This window comes from Idiomarina sp. ST20R2A10 (assembly GCF_051842345.1).
GTDB lineage: Bacteria > Pseudomonadota > Gammaproteobacteria > Enterobacterales > Alteromonadaceae > Idiomarina > Idiomarina loihiensis.
The window spans coordinates 147,461-172,850 of sequence record NZ_JBNIEY010000003.1 but is presented as its reverse complement, the minus strand read 5'-3'; the positions used below and the strand labels follow the sequence as shown (position 1 = coordinate 172,850).

Annotated in this window: 22 protein-coding genes; 8 read left to right on the top strand and 14 right to left on the bottom strand. The window is 47.0% G+C overall.

Annotated elements, in window-relative coordinates:
• Positions 1-12: 12 nt before the first annotated feature.
• Complete coding sequence (locus ACP7H9_RS06545) at positions 13-1,215, bottom strand: NnrS family protein (RefSeq protein ID WP_439222424.1); 1,203 nt, start codon at positions 1,213-1,215, stop codon at positions 13-15.
• Between the two features lie 312 nt (positions 1,216-1,527).
• On the opposite strand from ACP7H9_RS06545, the gene ACP7H9_RS06540 reads away from it, so the two are divergent.
• Both ACP7H9_RS06540 and ACP7H9_RS06535 read left to right on the top strand, forming a co-directional pair.
• A complete protein-coding gene (locus ACP7H9_RS06540; RefSeq protein WP_439222423.1) occupies positions 1,528-4,197 on the top strand; it encodes a nitrate/nitrite transporter in 2,670 nt (889 codons plus the stop codon).
• Positions 4,198-4,224: 27 nt separating this feature from the next.
• Positions 4,225-5,256 (top strand): tellurite resistance/C4-dicarboxylate transporter family protein, encoded by a 1,032-nt coding sequence (locus ACP7H9_RS06535; protein ID WP_439222422.1) that lies wholly within the window; start codon positions 4,225-4,227, stop codon positions 5,254-5,256.
• Here ACP7H9_RS06535 and mog read toward each other — a convergent pair whose 3' ends face one another.
• The 3 genes from mog to ubiU are packed head-to-tail and all read right to left on the bottom strand — an operon-like array spanning position 5,257 to position 7,703.
• Positions 5,257-5,796: a molybdopterin adenylyltransferase gene (gene mog, locus ACP7H9_RS06530; RefSeq protein WP_439222421.1), complete on the bottom strand. Its 540-nt coding sequence runs from the start codon at positions 5,794-5,796 to the stop codon at positions 5,257-5,259.
• A 36-nt stretch (positions 5,797-5,832) separates the two neighbouring features.
• Entirely contained in the window at positions 5,833-6,705 is an 873-nt protein-coding gene (locus ACP7H9_RS06525) for a U32 family peptidase (protein ID WP_439222420.1), read from the bottom strand.
• A gap of 5 nt (positions 6,706-6,710) precedes the next feature.
• Positions 6,711-7,703: a ubiquinone anaerobic biosynthesis protein UbiU gene (gene ubiU, locus ACP7H9_RS06520; RefSeq protein ID WP_439222419.1), complete on the bottom strand. Its 993-nt coding sequence runs from the start codon at positions 7,701-7,703 to the stop codon at positions 6,711-6,713.
• Positions 7,704-7,796: 93 nt separating this feature from the next.
• Between ubiU and ubiT the strand changes: the two genes are divergently transcribed.
• From ubiT to ACP7H9_RS06505, 3 genes are all read left to right on the top strand, one after another.
• A complete protein-coding gene (ubiT, locus tag ACP7H9_RS06515) occupies positions 7,797-8,294 on the top strand; it encodes a ubiquinone anaerobic biosynthesis accessory factor UbiT (RefSeq protein ID WP_439222418.1) in 498 nt (165 codons plus the stop codon).
• A gap of 34 nt (positions 8,295-8,328) precedes the next feature.
• The gene (hemN, locus tag ACP7H9_RS06510) at positions 8,329-9,690 is read left to right on the top strand and encodes an oxygen-independent coproporphyrinogen III oxidase (RefSeq protein ID WP_439222417.1); all 1,362 of its coding nucleotides are present in this window, start codon (positions 8,329-8,331) and stop codon (positions 9,688-9,690) included.
• 240 nt (positions 9,691-9,930) lie between these two features.
• Positions 9,931-11,070: a cytochrome P450 gene (locus ACP7H9_RS06505; protein WP_439222416.1), complete on the top strand. Its 1,140-nt coding sequence runs from the start codon at positions 9,931-9,933 to the stop codon at positions 11,068-11,070.
• Between the two features lie 148 nt (positions 11,071-11,218).
• On the opposite strand, the gene nhaD (ACP7H9_RS06500) is transcribed toward ACP7H9_RS06505, so the two are convergent.
• The 5 genes from nhaD (ACP7H9_RS06500) to nrdG form a co-directional block, all read right to left on the bottom strand.
• Positions 11,219-12,652: a sodium:proton antiporter NhaD gene (nhaD, locus tag ACP7H9_RS06500; RefSeq protein ID WP_439222415.1), complete on the bottom strand. Its 1,434-nt coding sequence runs from the start codon at positions 12,650-12,652 to the stop codon at positions 11,219-11,221.
• A gap of 347 nt (positions 12,653-12,999) precedes the next feature.
• Complete coding sequence (gene nhaD / locus ACP7H9_RS06495; RefSeq protein WP_439222490.1) at positions 13,000-14,382, bottom strand: sodium:proton antiporter NhaD; 1,383 nt, start codon at positions 14,380-14,382, stop codon at positions 13,000-13,002.
• 75 nt (positions 14,383-14,457) lie between these two features.
• The gene (locus ACP7H9_RS06490) at positions 14,458-14,862 is read right to left on the bottom strand and encodes a ribonucleotide reductase subunit alpha (protein WP_439222414.1); all 405 of its coding nucleotides are present in this window, start codon (positions 14,860-14,862) and stop codon (positions 14,458-14,460) included.
• 110 nt (positions 14,863-14,972) lie between these two features.
• Positions 14,973-16,811 (bottom strand): anaerobic ribonucleoside-triphosphate reductase, encoded by a 1,839-nt coding sequence (nrdD, locus tag ACP7H9_RS06485; RefSeq protein ID WP_439222413.1) that lies wholly within the window; start codon positions 16,809-16,811, stop codon positions 14,973-14,975.
• Between the two features lie 2 nt (positions 16,812-16,813).
• The gene (nrdG, locus tag ACP7H9_RS06480; RefSeq protein ID WP_439222412.1) at positions 16,814-17,287 is read right to left on the bottom strand and encodes an anaerobic ribonucleoside-triphosphate reductase activating protein; all 474 of its coding nucleotides are present in this window, start codon (positions 17,285-17,287) and stop codon (positions 16,814-16,816) included.
• A gap of 372 nt (positions 17,288-17,659) precedes the next feature.
• On the opposite strand from nrdG, the gene ACP7H9_RS06475 reads away from it, so the two are divergent.
• The 3 genes from ACP7H9_RS06475 to ACP7H9_RS06465 all read left to right on the top strand — a co-directional run bounded on the left by ACP7H9_RS06475 (position 17,660) and on the right by ACP7H9_RS06465 (position 21,344).
• A complete protein-coding gene (locus ACP7H9_RS06475) occupies positions 17,660-19,900 on the top strand; it encodes a nitric-oxide reductase large subunit (protein WP_439222411.1) in 2,241 nt (746 codons plus the stop codon).
• Positions 19,901-19,962: 62 nt separating this feature from the next.
• Complete coding sequence (locus tag ACP7H9_RS06470) at positions 19,963-21,072, top strand: methyl-accepting chemotaxis protein (protein ID WP_439222410.1); 1,110 nt, start codon at positions 19,963-19,965, stop codon at positions 21,070-21,072.
• The gene (locus ACP7H9_RS06465; protein WP_439222409.1) at positions 21,069-21,344 is read left to right on the top strand and encodes a hypothetical protein; all 276 of its coding nucleotides are present in this window, start codon (positions 21,069-21,071) and stop codon (positions 21,342-21,344) included. Before ACP7H9_RS06470 ends, ACP7H9_RS06465 begins: the two co-directional genes overlap by 4 nt.
• On the opposite strand, the gene ACP7H9_RS06460 is transcribed toward ACP7H9_RS06465, so the two are convergent.
• From ACP7H9_RS06460 to narH, 5 genes are all read right to left on the bottom strand, one after another.
• Entirely contained in the window at positions 21,341-21,517 is a 177-nt protein-coding gene (locus ACP7H9_RS06460) for a hypothetical protein (protein WP_439222408.1), read from the bottom strand. The genes ACP7H9_RS06465 and ACP7H9_RS06460 overlap by 4 nt on opposite strands.
• A 63-nt stretch (positions 21,518-21,580) precedes the next feature.
• Complete coding sequence (locus ACP7H9_RS06455; protein WP_439222407.1) at positions 21,581-22,348, bottom strand: peptidylprolyl isomerase; 768 nt, start codon at positions 22,346-22,348, stop codon at positions 21,581-21,583.
• A gap of 35 nt (positions 22,349-22,383) precedes the next feature.
• Positions 22,384-23,106 carry a respiratory nitrate reductase subunit gamma gene (narI, locus tag ACP7H9_RS06450; protein WP_439222406.1) on the bottom strand — a complete coding sequence of 241 codons (723 nt, stop codon included), beginning with the start codon at positions 23,104-23,106 and terminating at the stop codon, positions 22,384-22,386.
• A 10-nt stretch (positions 23,107-23,116) separates the two neighbouring features.
• Complete coding sequence (gene narJ, locus ACP7H9_RS06445) at positions 23,117-23,845, bottom strand: nitrate reductase molybdenum cofactor assembly chaperone (RefSeq protein ID WP_439222405.1); 729 nt, start codon at positions 23,843-23,845, stop codon at positions 23,117-23,119.
• A gap of 5 nt (positions 23,846-23,850) precedes the next feature.
• Positions 23,851-25,386 (bottom strand): nitrate reductase subunit beta, encoded by a 1,536-nt coding sequence (narH, locus tag ACP7H9_RS06440; protein ID WP_439222404.1) that lies wholly within the window; start codon positions 25,384-25,386, stop codon positions 23,851-23,853.
• Between the last annotated feature and the right edge of the window lie 4 nt (positions 25,387-25,390).

The following is a 25,390-nucleotide window of genomic DNA, read 5'->3' as shown; positions in this document are numbered from 1 at the left end:
CGGACTACTGTGTTAACCCGGATTACCGTCAGCGCGAGGCGTTGTCAGCACTTTAAAGTAAACCACCACATAGATGCCGTAGGCCAGAGCCCAGGCCATAGTGCTGAACATGAGCCACTGACTGGCGAACTCCGGCATAAGCCACATTAAAAATACCCGAGTCAGCGCCGCAATCAGTACGAGCAGAAACGCGCCGGTCATAATCAGTTTTGGCTGAAGTGGGCGCCCGCTATGGCCCAGCGATACCCGGGCAATCATACTTAAAATCATATTTCCCATAGCGCCAGCCGTCAGAGCGTGCAGGGCGATGCTCTGAGTCAGCTCAAAGCCAGCGTAACGCAGCGCAAATAGCGTGAGCCCAATCGGAATAAACCAGTATGCTAAATGTAGCGACCAGACTAATGGTACCCGCCAGGTTATCCATATTTTCCAGCGTGCAACCCGTATACCCGTTGCCAGGGCTGAAATGGCAAATAAAGCCACCATGACGCCATTCGGCAGCAGCGTATGCAGATTAAGAAAATGTACCGCAAAAATAAGCCACAAGCTGCCCAACGCAATACGGTCAAGCCAGAGAATAGGTTGTACTTTCGGTGTCATAGTGCCGTTGGCGGTAAACATGGGCAGTACCCGGCCACCAATAATTGCCATAAGCAAGGTCACCAGGAACACCGCATTGTAGGCACCAAGAACTTGAATATGGTACTGACCAAAGTGCAAACCATAATGCATAAGCAAATTACAAACAGTCAGCAACAACAGAATGGGAACAAAAAACAGATTTCGGGTCTGATTCACCTTAAGCACCATGCGGCCAAACAAAAATGCAGCAACAGGTAAGAGGCTGACATCGACGGCCGCAACCAGCCACCAGGGTAACTCACTGCCAAACAACAGAGCGAGTCTTGCCGCTGCCCATAGAACAGTTAAAATAAGCAGAGTATTACCGTGAGGAGCTCTAAGCCCTGTCCAGTTCTGCACAGCGGTTAGTAAAAAGCCCAGAACAATCGCGATAACAAAGCCGAACATCATTTCATGAGAGTGCCAGAACATGATGTTGCCATATACGGGCAAATCGACCTTTCCACCAAGTGCCAGTCCCCACAACAGCACGGCTATAGCGCTAAAGCCAGCTCCCAGCAGGAACAACGGTCGAAATGCCTGGCGCAGAATGGGAATTAACTGCTCTTCTTTTTGTTTATCTGTAATCTGCATCAGTGCCACCGCTTAATATTTAAAAGATACATTTGTAATATATCTTTTATTGATAAGAAAATCGAATGCTTGCTTGCGAAAATAAGTTAGTACCCCTTAGTTGATTAAACTTTCATACTAAACACAAAATCTACCCATTAGGAGGTAGTTAATTCACCTTCTATGCGCGCTAGGGAAGACCGTGAAACTACCTTTAAAGTAGTATTCTCTTAACTACTCAGTTAGTTCTAGCCTTTTGATAGTAAAGCATTTTATTTCACTTAACAGTAAAGTTTAGCTATCTGACTTAATAGATCTAACTGGAGGTCTTTCATGAACCAACCCCTGTCAGCGACAGGTGGTCAACGCAATTACGCACTAGTGTTATCCACACTGGCGTTTACTCTCTGTTTTGCGGTTTGGACCATCTTTTCAATTATCGGTATTCAGATAAAAGAAGACTTTAATCTGACGGATACTCAACTCGGTTTACTTATGGCTACGCCGGTACTAACAGGCTCCATTAGCCGTATGTTCCTGGGTATCTGGACGGATCGCTTAGGCGGTCGAAAAGTTTTTGCCATGCTAATGCTGTTAACCTCAGCCTGTGTTTATTTGCTGACGTTCGCCAATAGCTACATCATGCTGCTAATAGCTGCGCTTGGTGTAGGCCTGGCTGGTGGTTCTTTTATTGTTGGTGTGACCTACACCGCCGCCTGGTTTAATGACGCAAAAGAAAAACAAGGCACTGCACTTGGTATTTTCGGTGCCGGTAACGTCGGTTCCGCTGTAACCAACTTTGGTGCACCTTTCTTGCTCATTGCCCTGGGCTGGCAAGGTACTGCGCAAATTTATGCGACCATATTAGCAATTGCCGGCATTGCCTTTTTAGTACTCGCTAAAGAAGACCCACTAAAAAACGTACGTCACGAGAAGCAACAACAAGGTTTTTGGGAACAGTTATCGCCTTTAGGCGACTTACGTGTTTGGCGATTTTCTCTGTACTACTTTTTCGTCTTCGGCGCATTCGTTGCTTTAGCACTGTGGCTACCCCACTACCTGATAGGTGTCTATGAGTTAGACATTAAAACAGCCGGTATGATTGCCGCACTGTATACCATACCAGCCTCATTGTTCCGTGTTCTCGGCGGCTGGATGTCGGACAAGTACGGCGCACGTAAAGTCATGTACTGGACCTTTATCGCATCAATTATCTGCACTTTTCTACTCAGCTACCCAAGCACCGAGTATGCGATTAAAGGTATTGACCAAACATACAACTTCCAGTTTGAAGTCACTTTAGTTGGTTTTGTATTTTTGACCTTTGCACTCGGATTTTTCATGTCTTTGGGTAAAGCCGCTGTGTTTAAACACATTCCGGTTTACTATCCGAAAAGCGTCGGTGCTGTAGGTGGTGTCGTTGGTATGATAGGCGGCCTAGGTGGCTTCCTGCTGCCATTAACCTTCGGTATGCTTAACGACGTTATTGGCGTATGGCAAAGCAGCTTTATGCTGTTGTTTGTAATCTCTGCTGTATCGTTGCTGTGGATGCATTCGGCTATCCTTAAAGCGGAACGCATTGAGTACAAAGATGACCGGGAAGAGCGTGACCTACCTGAACTTTCTACGCCTAATTCCATGGTACTGGATGACTGGCGTCCGGAAGACGAGACTTTCTGGAAAGAGAAAGGCAAGCGCATTGCCACCCGTAACTTGTGGATTTCCATCCCGAATCTCTTTCTTGCTTTCGCGGTCTGGACTATCTGGAGTATTCTGGTAGTGAAAATGCCGGCGCTTGGCTTTCCCTATAGCTCTAACGAGCTGTTTTGGTTAGCCGCATTGCCGGCATTATCAGGTGCAACTTTACGCATTTTCTACAGTTTCATGGTGCCCATATTTGGCGGGCGACGCTGGACCGCAATCTCAACTGCATCTTTATTACTCCCCTGTTTATGGATCGGATTTGCCGTTCAAAATACCGAGACCCCATACATGATCATGCTGATACTGGCTCTACTATGCGGTTTCGGTGGTGGTAATTTCTCGTCCAGTATGTCCAACATCAGTTTCTTCTATCCGCAGAAAGAAAAAGGTGGCGCATTGGGGATGAACGCCGGCCTAGGCAACTTGGGGGTATCTGGCATGCAGCTGTTGGCTCCTTTAGTCATTGCCGCCAGCGTGTTTGGTGGCATGGGAGGTGAGCCACTAGAGATTCAGGAAGGCGCCAATGCGGGTCAGGAAGTCTGGCTTCAGAACGCCGCGTTCTTGTGGGTTCCGTTAATTGTTATTGGTTCTGTAGCAGCCTGGTTCGGCATGAATGATATTTCCTCGGCGAAAGCGTCGTTCAGCGATCAAGCCATAATCTTCAAGCGCACACATAACTGGATTATGTGCGTTCTGTATTTAGGTACCTTTGGTAGCTTTATCGGCTTTGCTGCTGGCTTCCCGCTACTATCCGGTATGCTGTTCCCAGAAGTTGACCCAACCGCTTATGCTTTTCTCGGTCCATTAGTCGGAGCTCTGGCGCGTCCGGTCGGTGGTATCATTGCAGACAAACTAGGCGGCGCCCGCGTTACTTTCTGGAATTTCCTGTTAATGATTGTCGGCGTTATTGGAGTTATGTACTTCCTGCCTATTGCAGGCACTGAGGGTAACTTCTGGGGCTTCTTTACAGCCTTTATTGTGCTGTTTATAGCAACGGGTATTGGTAACGGTTCCACCTTCCGCATGGTTCCGGTTATTTTCCTTAACCAGCGCAAACGCGAACTTGGCAATACCGACGAAGCTATAAAGCAAGGTAATAAAGAGTCGGCGGCGGTTATTGGCTTTATTTCGGCCATTGCAGCTTATGGCGGCTTCTTTATCCCAAAAGCTTACGGTTCGTCCATTAGTCTTACAGGCAGTGTATCAGCAGCTTTATTGAGCTTTATCATCTTTTACACCATTTGTGGTGTGATAACTTGGTGGTTCTACTCACGTAAGAATGCGCCCGACCCCTGTTAATGTGTTTGGGCTCAGGTATGGAAAACTATGAGTCTATTACATAAAGCACAACAACTATCACCGGCCTACTTCGGGCTGGTGATGGCGACAGGAATCATCGCCATTGCTGCCCACCAGCAGCAATGGTCTTTTATTGCCAGAAGTTTATTTACCATATCCTGTGTTAGCTGGGTTATTCTTGCTTTTCTTTATAGCTATCGAGCCTTGCGATTTACCGAAGACTTCACCGAAGACTTAATCAGCCACAGTAAAGGGCCAGCTTTTTTCACAACGGTAGCAGGCACAGGGCTTATTGGTAGCCAATTAATGGTTTTGTACAGCCATTATTGGCTCGCCTTCATAGCCTGGGTTATTGCGCTGGTACTCTGGCTGCTGCTTACCTACACCGTATTTACCGCGTTAACCATCCGCCGCAATAAACCGACACTGGACAAGGGTATTAGTGGTGCCTGGTTACTGGCTGTTGTTGCCACCCAGGCAGTTGCCGTATTAAGCGCTTATCTGGCTACGCAAACATCTCAGCCGTGGAAACTAGAACTTAACTTTCTGGCGCTATCCATGTGGTTATGGGGCGGCATGCTTTATATTTGGATGATGTCGCTGATTTTCTATCGCTACACCTTTTTTAGGTTTGTCCCGAATGATCTTGCCCCACCTTACTGGATTAATATGGGCGCTATGGCCATATCAACGCTGGCGGGCTCTCTCCTCATTATTAACTCGCCAAACGCACCATTTTTAGAAGGCTTGGTGCCATTTATTAAGGGGTTCACAATTTTCTACTGGGCCACTGGCAGTTGGTGGATCCCCATGCTGCTCATTCTTGGGGTGTGGCGACATGTTGTCCGGCGCTTCCCTTTTGCCTACGACCCTCTTTACTGGGGTGCAGTGTTTCCACTGGGAATGTATTCGGCCTGTACCTATGTCATGTTGCAGGCCATGGAGTTTTCGTTTTTGGACGCCTTGCCCACAACCTTCTTTTACATTGCACTGCTGGTTTGGGGAGTCACTTTTATAGGATTGTGCCGAAGCCTGTTGCGGCTCCGGCAGCAGGAGTAACTACTTACTTTTCGGACGAAAAGGCTTAATGACCGATTCATCACATTCCAGATAGGGCCCGTCCATAAGATCAATGCAATACGGTACGGCTGGAAACACAGCATCCAGACATTGACGAATGGCCTTTGGCTTACCCGGTAAATTAATAATAAGTGACGAGCCTCTGAGTCCTGCTGTTTGCCGCGACAAAATAGCGGTGGGAACGTACTTAAGTGACTCCTGCCGCATAAGTTCACCAAAGCCGGGCATCATCCGATCACAAACCGCTTCAGTTGCCTCTGGTGTGACATCGCGCCGCGCCGGGCCAGTTCCTCCGGTGGTTACCACCAGGCAACATCCTTCCTTATCCACTAAGTCTTTAATAGTGGACTCAATAGTCGGTTGCTCATCAGCAATAACCCGGTACTCCGCCTGCCATTCAGAGGTCAAGTAGTCGTTCAGCGTATCTTTTATCGCCTGTCCGGAAATATCCTCATACACCCCGGCACTGGCTCTATCGCTAACGGTTAGTACACCAATTCGAGCTGTTTTGTCTGACATAGTTATCCTTTCCATTACAAATATGTTTATGCTCGTCTAAGCCGAAGCCAAGCCCGCAAGCTGTAACCAGTAGCCGTTACTTTCTTTACTATTCAGCTTCACGGGTTGTTCACCATCGACATTGTTACGGAAACGCTGTAGCCAGTCAAAGGTCCCTTCCGGTTGTGGACTTATTCGCACAATATCAACCAGACCTTTCATACTGGGCAACTGATTTATCAGGTTATAACGGGTACCCGATTGTGTCTGAATACCATTAAGCACGAACACTTGTTGTCCTTCCTGACTTTTGACTTCACGGCCCTCCGGATATTTTATGCAGCACAGTTCACATTGATCTTTCGGACGGTTTTCTGAGCGGGCGGTAAAGCAGCGACCAGACCAAGCCAGTGGCATATGACCGAAAGAAAACACCTCTACCTCGAAACAATCTCTCACGGTGTTAATCAGGTTCTGCTGCAAAATATCTCGCAGCCAGTCACGCGAAAGTTCAAAAGGCGCAACCCAGCGGGTCATGCCCATATCAATTAAGCGTCGCAGACTCTGATGATTATAAATATTAATGGCTGGCCCTGCGGTAAAGTTCAGACCCTGCTCCTGCAATATACCAATGGCACTGACATCGTTTGCTTCAACATCAAACTCACCATTGTCACAATATTTCCCCAGCTCTCTTAATTCAGCCGGCGCTTCGAGCAAGGTCATTGTCGACAGCGTCACTTTTTTACCTGCTTCTCTTAGCATGTGCGCTATCGCCAGATAGTCGTCCAGCTTCAACTCACGCCGTTTACTACAAACCATTTCACCAAGATACACGTGCTCGACGTCTGACTCGGCGGCTTGCTGGTAAAAATCTAAAACCTGCTGTTTCGGCCAAAAATACAGGTTAGGCCCTAAGGAAAACTTCATGTTGGTTACTTCCATTTCCGGTGGTACGCGCCGAGCGTCGTTTGACTGCCCTCAGAAAGCGAGGACAATACGGAGTTCCAGTTATCCGCCACTTCAAAGTTATCGGGGTCTGCCATGACAGTATCGATAGCCTGACGCCACACCCGAGTAATTTGCGCCACATAAGCCGGACTGCGTTGCCGCCCTTCAATTTTCAACGAGGCAATGCCTTCTTTATAAAGTTGTGGCAACAGACTTAAGGTGTTCAGGCTGGTGGGCTCTTCCAGCACATTATAAATTTCATCGTCAACCGAAAAGCGCCCTTTACAAAGAGTGGGGTAACCCGCCTTTTCATTTTCATCAAAACGGTCGATAAGCACACCGTTTAGCCGTGACTCCAGTTTATTGTCCCGTTCGTCCCACTCTACAAACGCGGCCGGAGAACAGGCACCTGCTGTATTAGGTGATTCGCCGGTCAAATACGAGCTCAAGTAACACCGCCCTTCTGCCATAATGCAGAGGCTACCAAAGGCAAATACCTCCAGTTCAACGTCGGTTGTGCGAGCCAGTGCCCGTACCTGCTGCATAGACAGCACTCGAGGCAAAACCACCCGCGACACACCAAACTGTTGGTAAAACCGGATGGCACCGGCGTTGGTTGCAGAGGCCTGCACCGATAAATGTCGTTCAACTTTCGGGTATCTTTCAGCAGCATAAGCCAGCACTGCTAAATCCGCGATAATCAGTACATCCGCACCTGCCAAAACTGCATCATCTACCGCCTTTCGCCATTTTTCCCAACTATTGGCATGCGCGAAAGTATTAATCGCAACATGCAGCTTACAGCCATGTTTATGCACATAGCCTGCTGCTTCTGATAGCTTCATCTGGTTTAAATTTAAACCTGCAAAATGACGCGCATTGGTTTCATCTTTTAGCCCCACATAAACTGCATCGGCGCCATTTTCTATAGCCGCTTTTAACGCAGGGATACTTCCGGCCGGACATAACAATTCCATCTGAAACCTCTATTTTACTATTTTGTGGCGCAATATTTGTTTATTTATTATAGTGCCCATGACTTTATTTTGTTGTTGTATATGGAGCAAATAATGAATACTACCAATTGGGTATCCGCCATACCTAAAATAATTCAACCAATAAACAAATTAATACCAAGAAGCATTGTTAACTTCAGTTCAGATCAATTATTAAACCGCTTATTTAAAGAAGAAATATTATCAGGTGATCTCGACTTCATTTCTGAGAAAGTTATTGAGATAAAAGTAAAAGATATTGATTTATCACTCTTTTTAACGTTAAGAGGTAACCAACTAAAGTCCCTTAAAAATCCCGATGAAGCCGACGTACAGCTCTCAGCAGACGGTGACGCACTGCTTTTATTGATTTATGGCAAAGTTGATCCCGACACTTTATTTTTTAACCGAAAATTAATGGTAAAAGGCAATACCGAATTAGGGTTACATTTAAAGAATTTTTTAGACACTATTGAGGTAAATCAAAAACTACCAAAGCCGCTATTTTTCATAGGCGAGCGTTTTAGTGATTTTATTTATAAAGAAAAAAGTGAAACAATACAGATAAGTTAATGAAATAGTTTTTGACTTAGGTCAAGAGGTTAATATGAGTACGGTTACCTGGGATAAAGAATTAATAGAAAAATACAACATTAATGGACCTCGTTATACGTCTTATCCCACGGCGTTGATGCTCTCCGAAAAATTTTCAGAAAGTCGCATAGAAGCCGCTTTGAAAAATGCAGGTGACGGACTCTGTTTGTATTTGCACTTACCCTTCTGCCATAAGCTTTGCTACTACTGTGGTTGCAATAAGGTGATTACTCGTCACCAGCATAAAGCGGATAAGTATCTTGACTACCTTGCAAAAGAAATGGCGATGTATCAGCCTATGGTAAAAGACAAAAAGATCCGGCAGATTCACTTAGGCGGCGGTACCCCAACCTTTTTGACCGAGCAACAATTGACCCGGTTAATGGAACTGGTCCATCAGCATTTTACCTTCGCGGATAATCCTGAGGTCAGCATAGAGATTGACCCGCGCAGCTGCAGCGATGAAAAGCTTCGCCATTTACGCGATTTAGGTTTTAATCGTGTTAGCTACGGCGTGCAGGACTTCGATAAGAAAGTACAGATTGCCATTAACCGCGTACAGGATGTCGATTTAATTGCCCATCAGCTTAAGCTGAGTAAAGAGCTGGGCTTTGATTCAATCAACTTAGACTTAATTTACGGTCTGCCCTATCAACGGCCGGAAACGTTCAGAAAGTCGATTGAGCAGGTTATAGAAATGGACCCTGACCGTATCTCTGTATTCAGTTACGCACATTTGCCTGAACGCTTTGCGGGTCAGAAGAAAATACCGGAAGAATCCATTCCGCAACCGTCAGTTAAGTTGAGCTTACTTGAACAAGCTATTACTCAGCTTAGCCAAGCCGGTTATCAATTTATTGGTATGGACCATTTTGCTAAAAAAGACGACGGTCTGGCCATAGCTCAGCGCGAAGGGCGTTTGCAGCGTAACTTTCAGGGCTACACCACCGACGGTCAGGATGCACTGTTGGGCCTGGGTGTATCATCCATTAGCCAGGTAAACGGTGTGCTCTGGCAACACGAAAAAGAGCTTCCCGCTTACTACAAAATGATTGATAACGGACAAAAACCCATTATCAAAGGCATGGCCTTAACCCACGAAGACAAGCTGCGCGCAGAACTTATCTCTCAAGTTATCTGCCACTTCGAACTCGATATAGAAGATTTTAAGAACAAATGGAATATCAATGATTTCTGGGCACACTTTGCTGAAAGCATTCCGCTTTTAAAGCCATTTATCGAAGATGGCTTAGTTGATGTATCGGATAAAAAGCTTCGTGTCACCGACTTAGGTCGCCTGTGGGTTCGCAGCATCTGCGCATGCTTTGACGAATACCTGGATCACGGCCAAAACCGCTACTCCAAAGTGGTTTAATAGAAAGAGGCCGGCTGGCCTGTATACGTTTAAATTAAAAGAGCGGGGAAAAGCGTCGACGGGTAGGGTATCTGTTGTCAGAGAGTGTGTGGCGCCAGGGACGGCGCCACTCAAGCCCCCATGGATGGGTTTACGGCGTCTCTCTGACAACAGATACCCCGCCCGGAGAGAGCGTTCCCCCGGCTCCAATGTTTCAGCGTATACAGGCCAGTCACCTCATAGGATTAATTAGGAGGTTGTATGAAAGATTGCCGTTGGGAACCTTCCGAACAGCAAGAGCAAGTTGCGTCACTTGATGAACTTCGTCAACACTGTGCTACAGCGCAAAGTGACATGCTGGGCCATGCGGTATTAACGCATAGTGCTGTCCGTGATGTTATCGAAGATCATGAGACCTTCAGCAATGCAGCAGGCTCTCACCTATCGGTTCCAAATGGGATGGATCCTCCTGAGCATAGTATTTTTCGAGAGGTGATTGAGCCGTACTTTAGTGCGCAAAGGTTGAGCGAATTTGAACCCGCCTGCCGGGAAATAGCCCGTACTGTTATTAGCCAAATTAGCAAAGATAAGCCGCTGGATGTTGTGAGTAATATCGCCAAGCCTTTTGCATTACAGATTCAGTGCGCCTTTCTCGGTTGGCCTGACTCGTTGACCGGTACTTTGGGCGAGTGGCTTGAGGCTAACCAAAAGGCAATTGTTAACAACGACAGAGCGACATTAAACCAAAAAGCGAATGAGTTTGAAGCGCTGATTCATAAACAGCTCGAAGCTCGCAGAAAGTCGGACGCCCCCAAAGATGACAACACGCTTCATTTAATGCGCGAAGAAGTCACCCTTAATGGTGAAACACGACACCTTAGCGACGAAGAGATTGTGAGCATTTTACGCAACTGGACCGCCGGAGAGGTAGGTACCATTGCTGCGGCTATCGGTAGTATTTCCTATTTCTTCGCACAAAGCCCGAACGTTGCCGACAAACTTCGTAACAACGAGCTTAATACCGACAATGCCATAGACGAAATACTCCGCATTGATCCACCACTTATTTCTAACCGCCGACGCGCAGTCAAAGACACAGAAATATCTGGCTGCCCAGTGAAACAAGGTGAAAAAGTGACAGTACTCTGGGCTTCGGCGAATCGCGACGAGGCAGTATTTGGCAAAGCAGACACATTTAACCCGGAACAAAACAAAGCCAATAACTTACTTTACGGCGGTGGTATACACGTTTGCCCCGGCGCACCGCTAGCCAGAATGGAGCTTCGTATATTCACGGAGGAATTATTAAAACACTTCGAAGAGTTCGAAGTAACAGGTGAACCTAAGCGAGCTAATTACCCTTCCGGCGGGTTCAGCGACTTACCTATGAAGTTAAGCTGATAGGAAAAGTGCGTTGAAGGGCAGGGTTTCTGTTCTCAGAGAGTGTGTGGCGCCAAGGATGGCGCCACCCAAGCCCCCAGGGATGGGTTTACGGCGTCTCTCTGAGAGCAGAAGGTCCTGCCCTAAGAGAGCTTTTCTCCTTCCCCCGCTAGCTAAGGAAGGCGGCTTTGTTAAGCCATAGGTGTAGCAGGATGCTGGCTGCGTAGCCTATTGCTATTACCGGTGTCCATTTCAGGTGCGACATAAAGGTGTAGTAGCCTCTGGCTTGTCCCATTAAGGCAACGCCTGAGGCGGAACCGATAGAGAGCAGGCTGCCGCCGGTACAACAGGCCAGAGTTATTAGCAGCCAGTGTCCGGTGGACATTTCAGGGTCCATGGACAGTACTGCAAACATCACCGGGATGTTATCCACAAGAGCGGAGACCACGCCGAGAATACTGTTTGCTATGGTTGGGTCTAAACCACCGTAAAGAGATTCGGACAGTAAACCTAAGTAACCCATAAAGCCTAAACCACCAACGCATAAGACGATACCGTAGAAAAACAACAAGGTGTCCCATTCGGCACGGGAAACCCGGCTGAATACGTCGAAGGGTACAACACCACCAAGTTGTTGCAGGCGTTTTTGGTCGCCTTCGCGTTCTGCCATTGCCCGCTTGCGCGCCAGCGAACCCGGCAGGGTCATACGCAGGAAGTAGCCGAAGAACTGTAAATAGCCCAATCCCATCATCATTCCGAGCACTGGAGGCAGTTCTAGCCAAATGTGGCATGCAACGGCGGTTGCAACGGTTAATAAGAACAAGAAGGTAATGCGCAGGGCTCCGCGCTTAAGCTCCACTTCGGTATGCAATGTTGTCGGGCTTTTGTTCTCAATAAAAAAGCTCATGATAATTGCGGGTATTAAGTAGTTCACTAATGCGGGCACAAACAACTGCAGGAACTCGGTAAACTCTACCTTGCCGGACTGCCAGACCATAAGCGTGGTTATGTCCCCAAACGGGCTGAATGCACCGGCGGCATTTACGGCTATAACAATGCTGGAACAGCAAAGCGCGACAAATTTTTTATTGCCCTCGGCAACTTTCATGACCACGGCCGACATCAACAGAGCAGTCGTCAGGTTATCTGCGATAGGAGAGATGAAAAACGCTAAAAAGCCGGTTATCCAGAAGAGTTTTCGATAGGTAAAGCCTTTTTTCATCAACCAGGCGCTGAGCGCATCGAACAAACGCCGCTCTTCCAGCGCATTAATGTAGGTCATTGCCACCAGCAAAAACAACATCAACTCTGCGAACTTTAATAAGTTCTCGCGGAACGCTTCTTCCGCCAGAACGGCGTTATCGCCAGTATAAACAAACCCTATGAGGATCCAGATAACCCCTGCCGCAACCAGCACAGGCTTGGATTTTCTCATGTGCAATTTCTCTTCACCCATCACCAAAATATACGCAAGAATAAAAATGACGATGGCGGCGTAACCAACGGTCGATGAGGTGAGATCGATACGGTCAGCAGAGGGTTCTGCAGCCAGTACTGATACCGAAAACAGCAGCGAAATGACGGTAAACAGCAATCTTTTCATAGCGTTTTTTCAGTGCAGTTCAGAACCAAAATATAAACTGCACCAACTCTCCTTGTTGGTTAGTGGTTAAGAATGAAAGTGTTTGATTATTCCGGCAGGAATTTTCGCGCGGAGATTACCACAAAATTCGAATCCTGAGAGCTATCCAAATAGGGAAATCGAGAGTCACTCTGTAATCATTTTGTGCCACTTTAGCCAGAAAGAGAGTAAGGCTACAGGGACAGGATGGTTGTGTTCAGAGAGTGTGTGGCGCCAAGGATGGCACCACACAAGCCCCCAGGAATGGGTTCACGGCGTCTCTCTAAGCACAACCGTCCGTCCCGAAAGAGCCTGTCCCCTTGATCAGGCTAGATATGGAAGGTAGCTTCGTTTAGCCATAGGTGCAGATAAATACTGGCTACGTAACCTAGCGCTATGACTGGGGTCCACTTTAGATGAGAAGCGAAAGTGTAATAACCTCTGGCTTGCCCCATTAGCGCAACACCGGCGGCTGAACCAATGGAGAGTAAACTACCACCGGTACCTGCGGTTAGGGTAATCAACAGCCATTGACCATGAGACATCTCCGGATCCATCGACAGCACGGCGAACATCACCGGAATGTTATCGATAACCGCCGACACCACACCCAGAATACTGTTAGCCAGTGTAGCGCTCATTCCGCCGTATAATGTTTCGGAAAGCAGGCTCAGGTAACCCATGAAGCCCAAACCACCAACGCATAAAACAATGCCGTAGAAGAACAATAAAGTATCCCACTCCGCTCGCGAAACCCGGCTGAAGACGTCGAACGGCACCACACCACCTAATTGCTCCAGACGTTTTTGGTCACCTGTTCTTTCGGCCATTGCGCGCTTACGTGCTAAAGAGCCCGGCAGAGTCATGCGCAGGAAATAACCAAAAAACTGCAAATAGCCAAGACCCATCATCATGCCAAGCACCGGCGGAAGATGCAGTACAATATGGCAAGTTACGGCTGTAGCTACGGTTAGTAAGAATAAGGCGGTAATACGCAACGCGCCACGCTTTAACTCAACCTCGGTATGCAATGTGGTTGGCTTTTTATTCTCAATGAAAAAGCTCATAACAAGTGCCGGCACCAAATAGTTGGCGACTGAGGGCAGGAACAACTGGAGAAACTCGCCAAACGTTACTTGTCCGGCCTGCCAGACCATAAGTGTGGTGATATCACCAAAGGGGCTGAAGGCGCCACCCGCATTTGCCGCCACCACTATGCTGACACAGCATAAAGCAACAAATTTTTTGTCGTCCTGCGCCACCTTCATCACCACGGCGCACATCAATAGCGCTGTGGTTAAGTTGTCCGCAACCGGAGAGATAAAGAACGCGAGTAATCCGGTTATCCAGAATAGCTGACGATAACTAAAGCCTTTTTTAAGTAACCACGCGCGTAATGCGTCGAACAAACGGCGCTCTTCCATGGCGTTTATGTAGGTCATTGCCACCAGCAGGAAAAGCATTAGTTCTGCAAACTCCAGCAGATTATGACGAAATGCAGATTCAGCCATTGCAGCGTTATCGCCACTATACACCCAGCCAATTAAAATCCAGATAAGTCCAGCGGCAACCAGTACCGGTTTTGACTTACGCATATGGAGTTTTTCTTCGCCCATCACCAGAATATAAGCAAGGACAAAAATAATAATGGCCGTATAGCCGACGGTAGACTGAGTTAAATCAAAAGGAGAAATGGCGGGCTCTGCCGCCATTGCCGATACCGAAAAAAACAGGGTAGTAACGGTAATCAGAAATTTTGTCATGGCCACATAGGGCGCAGCGTCCGGCTACAGTAACTGCACCAACTCTCCTTGTCGGTTTATGGTTAAAAAGTGTTTGATCATGCCGGCCTGAATTTGCTCCACCATCATTTCCAGTGGTTGACTGGCTTCGTCACTTGAAATGGGGTGTCCGCCACGACCGTCCATTGCACTAATAAATGCGATGTCCCAGTCAATGTCAGTACGTGTGGATTCCTCAACCAGGGTAGAAAAGTCCTCCACCTCTTCAGGCAGTTTATCGACACAAAGTACCGGCTCTAAAGTTCCGCCCGCCTGAGTTTCAAATTGCTGCTTCTGACTGTCTGTCGGTTGCTCGGGGAGTTGCGCTTTTGCCAACACAAACAGCAAACGCTGAGGCTCCTGCTGTTGTTTTGCGGCGTTGATAAAATCTTGGTAGCTATTGATTTCCATGGCTTCACCTAAATGTCCGGAAGTGCGCGGAGAATACCATAAAAGCACAATTCAAAGGCATGAAAAAAGAGGGAGTATGTCCTCCCTCTTTGTGGGTAGTTTACGCCGGTTTAGCTGGCTTTTCGTAGTCCAATATTGGCTTGTGCCGCACCCACAGCAACTTCTGCAGGCTGTTTGCGGTGATAGTGGCGCAAGTGATGCTCTTTACGTCGACCTGCACTGAATGCCGATACACGCTTCAGGTAACCAATAACCCGGGTACCGTAATCGATATCTTCAGAGCCGCAGCTGGAACATTCACTTAAAGTGCGTTTATCAATCTGCTCGCAAGCATTACAAATGGTAATTTTGACGTTAATGCAAAAGTAGTTACAGCCGGTTTTTGCCGCAATATTCAGTAAGGACAAATACCCTGAGGTATTGAGCTTTTCATCGAGGTTTAAGTGCAGAGCTGAACCGCCGTCCAGGTATTCAATAAGCTCTTTACCATGCAACACAAATTTATCCAGTGCGTTCGCGTCGTCATCTTCCACCGCATAAAAGTAGGAGTTGTAACATTCACGGCTCACCTGATACCCGTCTGCTTTGTCCCATTTGGCGTTTTTAACGCCCAGATTCTCTGCCGGCACAAACTCAGTATTGAACATATAACCATATTCTTTTTTCGCCGCCTTATTGGCATCGTAAATAATTTTTAAGTGGCTTTGCACAAAGTCTTTATAGGACTGATTGTTGCCCGCCGTAATCCCCCGAGATTCCGCCGCTTCAACCATGCCGTTAATGCCTATAGTCAGAAACTGCTTATCCAGAGTAATAAAACCCGCGTCGTACACAGTTAACAGGCCAGCTTCCTTGTACTCTTCCATCAGCTTTCGGTAAGCCACCTGATATTTGTGAATTTTGCTGACTTCTTGTTCTAAATCTCTGCCATCCTGCACCAGTCGATTCATATTCATGGTAATGACATTAATTGAGCCCGTTGCGACACCACCGGCACCCAAGGTGTAGGAAAACGTATTGTCGCTAATTTCGCTGCGTAGTCGGCAGCAGGACGCTAACGAGTCGGCATTGTCAGACAAGTAAACAAAGAAGGAGTTACCGCTTGCCATTTCCCCGGCTATTTTTTCGGCAAATGCCTGATCTTTGCATTGTCCTTCATTCGTTAACATGGCCACGGTCACCACCGGGAAGGTCAGGATCGTTTTTTCACGTTCCTTATTAAACCAGTCCAGAAAGAAGTCCTGTAACGCACTTACTGAGCTCCACTCAGGTTTAGTAAAGTCCGCAGGGAAGACAAACTCGCCAAACATACTGTCAAAGTAATGCTGGTCGTAAATAGAGATATTCCAGAACACACTTTGGTAGCCGCGAGCCGCCGCGGGCTGGTTCAGCGCATAGACCACGTGCTGCAAGTGGTTTTCAATTTGGTGACGATGGGTATTTAAATAGTCGTCGCCGTAGTCCTTGCGGGCAAAGTAGTCGAAGTAGGTTAAGAACTCGACCGTTGCAACAGCCCCTGCAAACTGCGAGCTTACGGCAAAAACAAAGTTCACAAAAGTACCGCAGAAAGATTCCAGATGCTTAGGTGCCTGAGACTCACCGCCCAGTTTGGTTAAGCCGTCACGTAGAAACGGATACATAGTGACCGAAACACAGTAAGGTTTGAGGCTGGTTTCGTCATGTACGTATATTTCATGATCTTCAATTTGTCGAACGTACTCTTTTGCCAGGTCGTTACCAAAAAGCTCACTGATTTTATTACTGACTTGCTTGCGGTTCACCTGCACAAAAAAGTCCTTCATTAACTCGGCTTCAAGCGTTGCTATGTTCTTTTGTGTGACGTTGGCGTTTGCGTCCATTTTCGATCCATCAGCCGCGTTTTGAGCATGCAGATACTCGTGAATGAAATCGACTTTGCCAGTGACTTGTTCTTCGTTTAAGCGCAACATAATTATTCTCCTGTTTGAAACTTGCAGTTCAATAACTGCTGGGTTCGTAAATCATAAAAGCGTTGGTTGGTGGTTGGGCTTTCCAGCCCGCCCCGGGCAGCAATCCACGGCCCGGTTTTTAAATAAGTCAGTTGTTCGCGAAGGGTCAGAGAGACGTTTTCATAGCCGGTATACAAACACGTCTCCAGCCCTCCACTTCGCACCTGTTTTAATAACTTTAATAAAGCGTCGGGTTGCCACTCACCGCCAAGGAATAAAACACAGGTAATAAGTCCACGGTATTTTTGCAGTTGCTTTTCCAAGTGTTGTTCTGTTAGTTCGATTCCACTGCCAACAGGCCAGCTATCCACACTATGGCAACCTTTGCACCCTACCGGGCAACCCGTAATGGTGTAAGCCAAAGCCACTTCTCCTGGAACTTCCTGCCAGACAATTTGCTCTGCACTGTAATGTAAAGATTCAGGGTAAAACGGCATAAAACACCATATATCGGTAATATTCTAAAAACAGACACTATATATTGTGCTCCAGAATAGGAGAGTCAGACTTAAATGCATTGATCTTCCTCAAGGTCTGAGCAAAAAAGAGATAAGCCTACGATTGTTCTAAAGAAATACCTCTTTTAGGGTACAAAGTACCTTTAGGGTGTTTTGTACCCCAACAGTTAAAAAAACCTAATCTATTAGAGTCATAAAAACCCACTTAAATATAAATACCATGCAAATCAATATATTACGTTATGGCCTCAATATTGCAGTTAGGTTAACGCATAGTGAATTAATCGAAATTCTCTGTTCATAACCTATGGAGTAACAACATGAAGCTGTTCAGCATCAAGGAGGTCAATAATGGCCGGATATCGTAAGCTTTGGTGGACACTAATCGGTGTCCTTGCAATTACTTTTGGTGTTTTGGGGTATTTTGGAACGGAAGTTTATCGGGAGGCTCCGCCTATTCCGGATAAATTCATGAGTACCAATGGTAACGTCATTGCCACCGAAGAATCTGTTTTAGATGGACAAACCGCCTGGCAGTCGGTTGGTGGTATGCAGTTGGGTTCAATTTGGGGGCACGGTGCGTACCAGGCGCCCGACTGGACAGCCGACTGGCTACACCGTGAGCTGCTGGCCTGGTTAGACATTCGTGCGCAGGAAGTTTTCAACAAGTCCTATGACGAGCTTGACGGTGTTCAACAAAACCAGCTCGAGTATGAACTGAAAGAAGAATATCGTACCAATACGTACGACAATGCCTCAGATACCGTCATTCTCAGTGAACGACGCATCCAGGCTATTGAGCAAACTGGTGAGTATTATTCAAAGCTGTTCAGCGATGACCCGGAGCTTCGCCCTACTCGCGTAAGCTATGCGATGAAGGAAAACACTCTGCCTTCAGCTGAGCGTCGCGCGCAAATGAACGACTTCTTCTTCTGGACCGCATGGGCCGCATCAACAGAGCGTATTGATTCTGACATTACTTATACCAATAACTGGCCACATGAGACCTTAATAGATAACGTGCCTAGCGCAGAGAATATTATCTGGTCAATTGTCAGTGTTATTCTTTTGATTGCGGGTATTGGTTTCCTAATTTGGGCGTGGGCGTTCTTACGCGACAAAGATGAAGAAGAGTTGATCGCGCCCGAGCATGACCCTATTGCTAAGGTCAAACTGACTCCATCGCAAAAAGCGTTGGGCAAATATTTATTTATCGTTGTTGCTTTGTTCTCTTTCCAGGTGCTACTGGGCGGCCTGACCGCGCACTACACAGTAGAAGGACAAGAGTTCTACGGTATTAATATTTCCGAGTGGTTCCCCTACTCTTTAACCCGCACCTGGCATATTCAAGCCGCCATGTTCTGGATAGCGACAGGCTTCCTGGCTGCAGGTTTATTCCTGGCACCGATTATTAATGGTGGCAAAGATCCTAAGTACCAAAAACTGGGTGTCGATATCCTGTTCTGGGCACTGGTTCTGGTTGTCGCAGGTACCTTTATCGGTAACTGGTTGGCCATTGCGCAAATTATGCCTGAACACCTGAACTTCTGGTTAGGTCACCAGGGCTATGAGTACGTAGACTTAGGCCGCCTGTGGCAGATTGGTAAGTTCCTCGGTATTGTTTTCTGGCTGGTATTGATGATGCGCTGTGTATGGGGTGCATTCAAAGTCAAAGGCGACAAGAACTTACTGGCACTCTTCACCGCCTCGGTCGTTGCCATTGGCCTATTCTATGGCGCTGGTTTCTTCTACGGCGAGCGTACTCACATTTCTATCATGGAATACTGGCGCTGGTGGATTGTTCACCTTTGGGTAGAAGGCTTCTTCGAAGTATTTGCTACTGCCTCACTGGCCTTCATATTCCACAGTATGGGCTTAGTTTCCCGCCGCATGGCAACTGTTGCAGCGTTAGCTTCCGCGTCACTGTTCATGCTGGGTGGTGTACCAGGTACTTTCCACCACTTGTACTTTGCCGGTACCACTACTCCGGTTATGGCGGTAGGTGCGACCTTCTCTGCGCTGGAAGTGGTTCCGCTGATTGTATTAGGCTATGAAGCCTGGGAAAACTACAGTCTTCAAAAACGGGCAGATTGGATGCAGCGTCTTAAGTGGCCACTGCTTTGCTTCGTAGCTGTTGCTTTCTGGAACATGCTAGGTGCCGGCGTATTAGGCTTTATGATCAACCCACCTATCTCGCTGTACTATATACAGGGCCTAAACACTACGCCTACTCACGCTCACGCGGCCTTATTCGGTGTGTATGGATTCCTGGCGCTTGGTTTCGTTCTGCTGATTCTTCGCTACATAAGACCGACTCTGCAGTTCGATGAAAAACTAATGAAAATGGCTTTCTGGACCATGAACATTGGCTTGGCGCTAATGCTCTTCACCAGTTTGTTACCAGTTGGCTTCATTCAGTTCTACGCTGCCGCCACAGAAGGCTTGTGGTACGCACGTAGTGAAGCTTTCATGCAACAACCATTGCTACAGAATCTACGCTGGTTCCGTACCCTTGGTGACATGGTCTTTATCGTCGGCGCCTTAGGCATCAGTTGGCAAGTTGTAAAAGGGTTAAAGCATAAGTCTGCTTAACCCTAATAAACCAAGCTTCTGCAACCGCTGTGGAAGCTTGGTTTTTTCTTTTTGGAGGTTCCATGCAGTTAATCGAAAAATTAGGATACGTCCGCAGTAATCAATGTTCATCGACCCAGTCTCAGTTGAACCAGCATATTGAGCGGCTGATGTCTGAAAATGAATCCCTGTCTGAGCAACTTGAAGCTGCAAATCAAACAATTTCACAACAGCAAAAGGAGCTCGCAGACTACCGGCAACGTCTGTCTTTTGTCGAGAACTTTACCGAGTCACTGGCCGGTTATCAAAATACCTTTTCTCAGCTCAGCGATTTATTGCAAAGAGAGCGGGAAACCATTCTCACCATTGACGAAAATAACCAAACGGGTGAGTCAACAATGGCAGCCGTAGTCGGTAATCTAAGCTCAATTGTTGGCGATATTGAGTCTACGTCAAACAGCATTGCGTCACTAAAAGCGCACACTAAAGAAATTGAGCAAACCAGTGGTGACGTGCGCGGAGTTGCTGAAACTACGAATCTACTGAGTTTAAATGCCAATATTGAAGCCGCTCGTGCCGGAGAACACGGACGAGGGTTTACCGTTGTTGCGAACGAAGTCAGGTCTTTGTCTCAACGCACTACTTTATTAACAGACAAAATCAACGAGAAAGTTGAACAAATCGTTCAAGGAGTTGATTTAAGTCATTCTCGTAGTGTTGAGGCAATGCAAACAACGCGTGACAATATCGACTCAACCAGACGATACCTGGAATCTCTGGCCGATGAGAACCGTAATATTAAACAATTAGGCGGTAGCATTTCAAACAGTGCACTACTGGCGCAAATTGAGCTGGCTAATATTGAAGAAATGCAACTGCGCATGGACGTCTATCGTGTGTATTTAGGCACCTTAGCCGCCGAAAAATGCAATGTAGTCGACTCAGACGAATGCGGTATCGGTCGTTGGTATTATTCGGAACTGTTTCGCGAGCGTTTTAAGATGCATAAAAGCTATCAAGCCATTGAAGTACCTCACGACTGTGTGCATGAATCCGCTCAAGCCGTTGTTGATGCCGTTAAAACAGAGAACATTCAATTAGCCCGTGAGCAACTTGAAAAAATGGAACAATATAACCGCGACGTGAGTCATCATATTCGCACCATGTCGGAGAGTTTACTGGAGGATGTATGAGCCGCAAACCAGATACCAAAACCGCGATGTATCAGCTGCTGAATGTCATTCGCGAACACATTCCCTTTGGTTTAAAAGAAGCGGATATGTGTCAGGGTATTTGCCGAGGTTGCTCAAAAAAAATGATGGAAATGCTGGATGCGGAAGTCAGCCAATGGCAGGCAGACTTAGACAACGAACTTGCCGACCCTACCCTTGCCGACTTAGTTTTTATGGAGAAGCTAGCACGCCGCACGGAAAAAATATTACAGCGCAATAAATTAATGAGCTAATCCAGCTTATACACGTGCTCAGTAACCGGGTTATCGTCCGCGAGTTTCCCTTTAACAGTGGTTTCAGCTGACTCCAGTTGATCAATACTAAAACGCTGACCATAACCAATTTCCCCTTCCAATACCGAAAACGCCGGTCTCTCAGGGTAGCCTTTTTCCAGTAACCACGACATGTCGTTTGATTTACCGCATAAAGGCACCCATTTGGGTGCCAATCGTCGCAGAATTCAAATCATTTACTGCAGTAGCGGTGAACCAGTATCAACAAAGTCGAAGCCTTTGATATCAGCTTCATTCGCCAATGCCTGAATGTACTGAGAAACCGCTTTACGGTGCACTTTCTCTTCCAGGTATTCAGCAATTTTGTCTTTAACCGCCTCGTACGGCAACTGCTTACCATCAATTTTATGGTCAACCGAAACCACGTGAAATCCATAACGAGTTTCTATCGAATATTTCATTAACCCTTCTTCGGCCGTAAACAACTGACGTTCAAACTCAGGAACCGTTTGTCCTTTACTCAATTGCCCCAAGTTGCCATCAGTTTCCTTTGATGGGCAAGATGAGTACTGACGCGCCAGCTGGCTAAAATCATCTCCTTCCTGCAATTGCTGAATCAACTGTTCAGCTATACGCTTAGCATTCACGCGCTCAAGATCATCATCGGGCGCTGCCGCTAACAATATATGGCGGGCTTCAACAATTGGTGATGTTTTAAAGCGCTCTGGATTTTGCTCAAAATACTGTTTGCAAGCCTGCTCATCAGCATCTGGGCGAGCGACTTCACGCTCAATCAGCGCTTCAATGAAGTCATCTTCACCACCCTGAGCGGTATCGTCCAGCACTTCCATGCCTAAATCTTTCGCTCTTTGTTTAAACAGCTCACCAATAACTAGAGCCTCAGCAGCTTGAGCCATAGCCTCTTCATGGCTGTCTGCGGGGTGATACTGCATCTCTGCCAGTATCTCCTTTTCCGCAATTTCTACTTGATTTACTTGTATCATAACAACCTACTCCGAAAGGGAACCTCTCGATAAATCTACAGCTGACGGGAGAAACGTTTACGTACAACTTGATGCTGCCGGCTTATGTACTGCACAGGAACACTGAACATATGTACTAAACGAGAAAATGGGAAAATTAAGAAAATTGTCATACCTAAAACCACATGCAATTTAAAAACCCAATCGACTGGATTATTTGCCACAGCAGCAACGGCTTCAACAGGATCTAAAGTAACAATGTTCTGAGCCCAAGTCATAAGCGCAACCATAACTGCGGCTTTTTCACCTTCCGCGCCATGAGTCACATGACTAACCGAATAAAAAATAGAAATTAATCCTAGAGTCAATTGCGCTAAAAGAATCCATAACAGAAGAATGTCCATTTTGCTGCTGTTCACACGAACACGGTCGTTAGTCATTCGGCGATTAACTAAAATGACAAGGCCGTATAAACAGATAAATCCGAAAACACCACCCGCAATAATAGCTACCCATTGCTTCATTTCATTAGTTACGCCCAGCATATGCCAAACTGGTTTAGGTGTTAATAACCCCACCAAGTGACCAAAGAAAATGCCAATAATTCCAATATGAAAAGGTAAGCTTCCTTTACGCAATTGCTTACTCTCCAATATTTGGCTTGAACTAGTCTTCCAAGTGTATTGTTCGCGGTCATAACGAGCCCACGTGCCGACAAAAAAGACAGCCAAGGCAATATAAGGATATACGCCGAAGGCCAACATATTAATGTAATCCATAATAGACTCCTTAAATACCCGACACTTTCCGTGGCTGTGATAAATCGTCGGTGTTCAATGGCACATATTGATCCCGGCGCTGACCTTCCGATGGTCGGTTCTGCGCGGTAGGGCAGCCCTGCATCTGATCATTCCCGGCAAAGGTAACCGCTTCTTCTTCCCAAACTTTGTCCAGCTCTTTGCTGGTGTCATCGCGCTTCTCGTTGGCAATTTGCTGACGAACATCGTCAAGGTCAATTTGCACACCAGAGATGCTTAATAGTGTCTGAAATAAAAGCGAGTAGTTACTACCGCGCTGTTCAAGTCTTGCCGTAAGCAATGCCAGAATATGCGCAACTTCTTCTAAGCCCAGGCGGGCATTCTCATCGCCTTGGGTGGACAAAAACTCCAGGTACAACGGAATGTAATCCGGCAGTTCTTTCACACCTAAATCCAGGCCAGCCGTTTTGTACTGGTTCATCAAATCAACCATGGCCTGTCCGCGGTCACGCGACTCACCATGTACGTGCTCGAACAACAATAGCGACAAAGCACGGCCACGCTCAAACAGTCCATCGTACTCCGACTGCCAGTCCATCAGCGACATACTGGTACGGTGTTCGATAAAGGCCTCCAGCGCTGCTTTATCGTCAGCACTTAAAGGCGACTGCTGAACCATTTGCTCTAACTCCGCCCGAGCTTCCACAAGCTCGGGTTTGGGGTAATCCAGCAATAACGAAATAACTTGTAATACCTGCATGCTGATTACTCCTTCATGGTCACAGGAATGACTTGGCGAACCGATTCTTTCTTAGCACCGAACAGATTCACACCGTTGTTGCCGTCGCTACAGCCATTACCAAAGGTAAAGCCACAGCCGCCTTTAACGTCGTATGCGTTTTCGGCATAAGCGCGATGGCTGGTCGGAATAACGAAGCGGTCTTCATAATCCGCCAACGCCATGTAACGGTACATTTCTTCTACCTGATTCTTAGTCAGGCCAACCTGTTCCAGAACTGCTAAGTCTTCAACGCCGTCAACGTGCTCTGAACGCTTGTATGAGCGCATAGCTATCATTCGCTCCAGTGCGCGAACAATGGGTTTCTCGTCACCGGCAGTCAGTAAGTTAGCCAGGTAACGCAGCGGAATACGCAACGACTTCAAGTCCGGAATTTCACCGTCCATACCGACATGGCCCGCTTCTACCGCGCTTTGAATTGGCGACAGAGGTGGCACATACCAAACCATTGGCAAGGTACGGTACTCAGGGTGCAGTGGCAGTGCCACTTTCCATTGCATTGCCATCATATAAACTGGCGAGCGCTGAGCCGCTACAATCCAGTTTTCTGCAATGCCTTCTTTACGAGCCGCTTCCTGTACTTCAGGGTCATGCGGGTCAAGGAAGATACCTAACTGCTCTTCATACAAGTCCTGCTCGTTCGGCGTGTTTGCCGCTTCTTCAATGCGATCCGCATCGTAAAGCAACACACCCAGGTAACGGATACGACCTACGCAAGTTTCTGAACACGTGGTTGGTTGGCCAGCTTCAATACGCGGATAACAGAACGTACATTTTTCAGATTTGCCGGTTTTCCAGTTGTAATAAATTTTCTTGTATGGACAGCCTGATACACACATACGCCAGCCGCGACACTTGTCCTGGTCAATCAGAACAATACCGTCTTCTTCACGCTTATAAATTGCACCTGAAGGACAAGCAGCTACACAAGCCGGATTCAGACAGTGTTCACACAAACGTGGCAAGTACATCATGAAGGTCTTTTCAAACTGACCGTACATGTCTTTTTGTACCACGTCGTCGAAGTTCTTATCTTTTTTACGCTTCTCGAACTCGGTACCCAGAATTTCTTCCCAGTTTGGACCCCAGTGAATTTTCTCCATCCGCTTGCCGGTGATCAGCGAGCGTGGACGTGCCGTCGGCTGATGTTTGCTCGGCTTAGCCGTATGCAAGTGCTGGTAATCAAAATCGAACGGCTCGTAATAGTCGTCAATTTCAGGTAAATCCGGGTTACCAAAAATATTTGCCAGCACGCGACGCTTACTACCAATTTTCAGTTCCAGGTTGCCCTTTTTATTGCGTGACCAACCGCCGTTCCATTTATCCTGGTTTTCCCATTCTTTCGGGAAACCAATGCCGGGCTTGGTTTCAACGTTGTTAAACCAAGCGTACTCGACCCCTTCACGCGAGGTCCAGACGTTTTTGCAGGTGATGGAGCAAGTATGACAGCCGATACACTTGTCCAAATTCAGCACCATGCCAATTTGAGCTCTTACTTTCATCGTG

Bases quoted from the DNA above. Each gene is read 5' to 3' on its own strand.
- ubiT (WP_439222418.1), top strand. From the start codon at position 7,797: ATGAATACTACCAATTGGGTATCCGCCATACCTAAAATAATTCAACCA.
- narI (WP_439222406.1), bottom strand. From the start codon at position 23,106: ATGGATTACATTAATATGTTGGCCTTCGGCGTATATCCTTATATTGCC.
- ACP7H9_RS06540 (WP_439222423.1), top strand. From the start codon at position 1,528: ATGAACCAACCCCTGTCAGCGACAGGTGGTCAACGCAATTACGCACTA.
- nrdD (WP_439222413.1), bottom strand. From the start codon at position 16,811: ATGTTGCGCTTAAACGAAGAACAAGTCACTGGCAAAGTCGATTTCATT.
- nhaD (WP_439222415.1), bottom strand. From the start codon at position 12,652: ATGAAAAGATTGCTGTTTACCGTCATTTCGCTGCTGTTTTCGGTATCA.
- nrdG (WP_439222412.1), bottom strand. From the start codon at position 17,287: ATGCCGTTTTACCCTGAATCTTTACATTACAGTGCAGAGCAAATTGTC.
- hemN (WP_439222417.1), top strand. From the start codon at position 8,329: ATGAGTACGGTTACCTGGGATAAAGAATTAATAGAAAAATACAACATT.
- narJ (WP_439222405.1), bottom strand. From the start codon at position 23,845: ATGCAGGTATTACAAGTTATTTCGTTATTGCTGGATTACCCCAAACCC.
- nhaD (WP_439222490.1), bottom strand. From the start codon at position 14,382: ATGGCGGCAGAGCCCGCCATTTCTCCTTTTGATTTAACTCAGTCTACC.
- ACP7H9_RS06460 (WP_439222408.1), bottom strand. From the start codon at position 21,517: ATGTCGTGGTTACTGGAAAAAGGCTACCCTGAGAGACCGGCGTTTTCG.
- ACP7H9_RS06490 (WP_439222414.1), bottom strand. From the start codon at position 14,862: ATGGAAATCAATAGCTACCAAGATTTTATCAACGCCGCAAAACAACAG.
- narH (WP_439222404.1), bottom strand. From the start codon at position 25,386: ATGAAAGTAAGAGCTCAAATTGGCATGGTGCTGAATTTGGACAAGTGT.
- ACP7H9_RS06470 (WP_439222410.1), top strand. From the start codon at position 19,963: ATGCAGTTAATCGAAAAATTAGGATACGTCCGCAGTAATCAATGTTCA.
- ACP7H9_RS06535 (WP_439222422.1), top strand. From the start codon at position 4,225: ATGAGTCTATTACATAAAGCACAACAACTATCACCGGCCTACTTCGGG.
- ubiU (WP_439222419.1), bottom strand. From the start codon at position 7,703: ATGGAATTGTTATGTCCGGCCGGAAGTATCCCTGCGTTAAAAGCGGCT.
- ACP7H9_RS06465 (WP_439222409.1), top strand. From the start codon at position 21,069: ATGAGCCGCAAACCAGATACCAAAACCGCGATGTATCAGCTGCTGAAT.
- ACP7H9_RS06525 (WP_439222420.1), bottom strand. From the start codon at position 6,705: ATGAAGTTTTCCTTAGGGCCTAACCTGTATTTTTGGCCGAAACAGCAG.
- ACP7H9_RS06505 (WP_439222416.1), top strand. From the start codon at position 9,931: ATGAAAGATTGCCGTTGGGAACCTTCCGAACAGCAAGAGCAAGTTGCG.
- ACP7H9_RS06545 (WP_439222424.1), bottom strand. From the start codon at position 1,215: ATGCAGATTACAGATAAACAAAAAGAAGAGCAGTTAATTCCCATTCTG.
- ACP7H9_RS06475 (WP_439222411.1), top strand. From the start codon at position 17,660: ATGGCCGGATATCGTAAGCTTTGGTGGACACTAATCGGTGTCCTTGCA.
- mog (WP_439222421.1), bottom strand. From the start codon at position 5,796: ATGTCAGACAAAACAGCTCGAATTGGTGTACTAACCGTTAGCGATAGA.
- ACP7H9_RS06455 (WP_439222407.1), bottom strand. From the start codon at position 22,348: ATGATACAAGTAAATCAAGTAGAAATTGCGGAAAAGGAGATACTGGCA.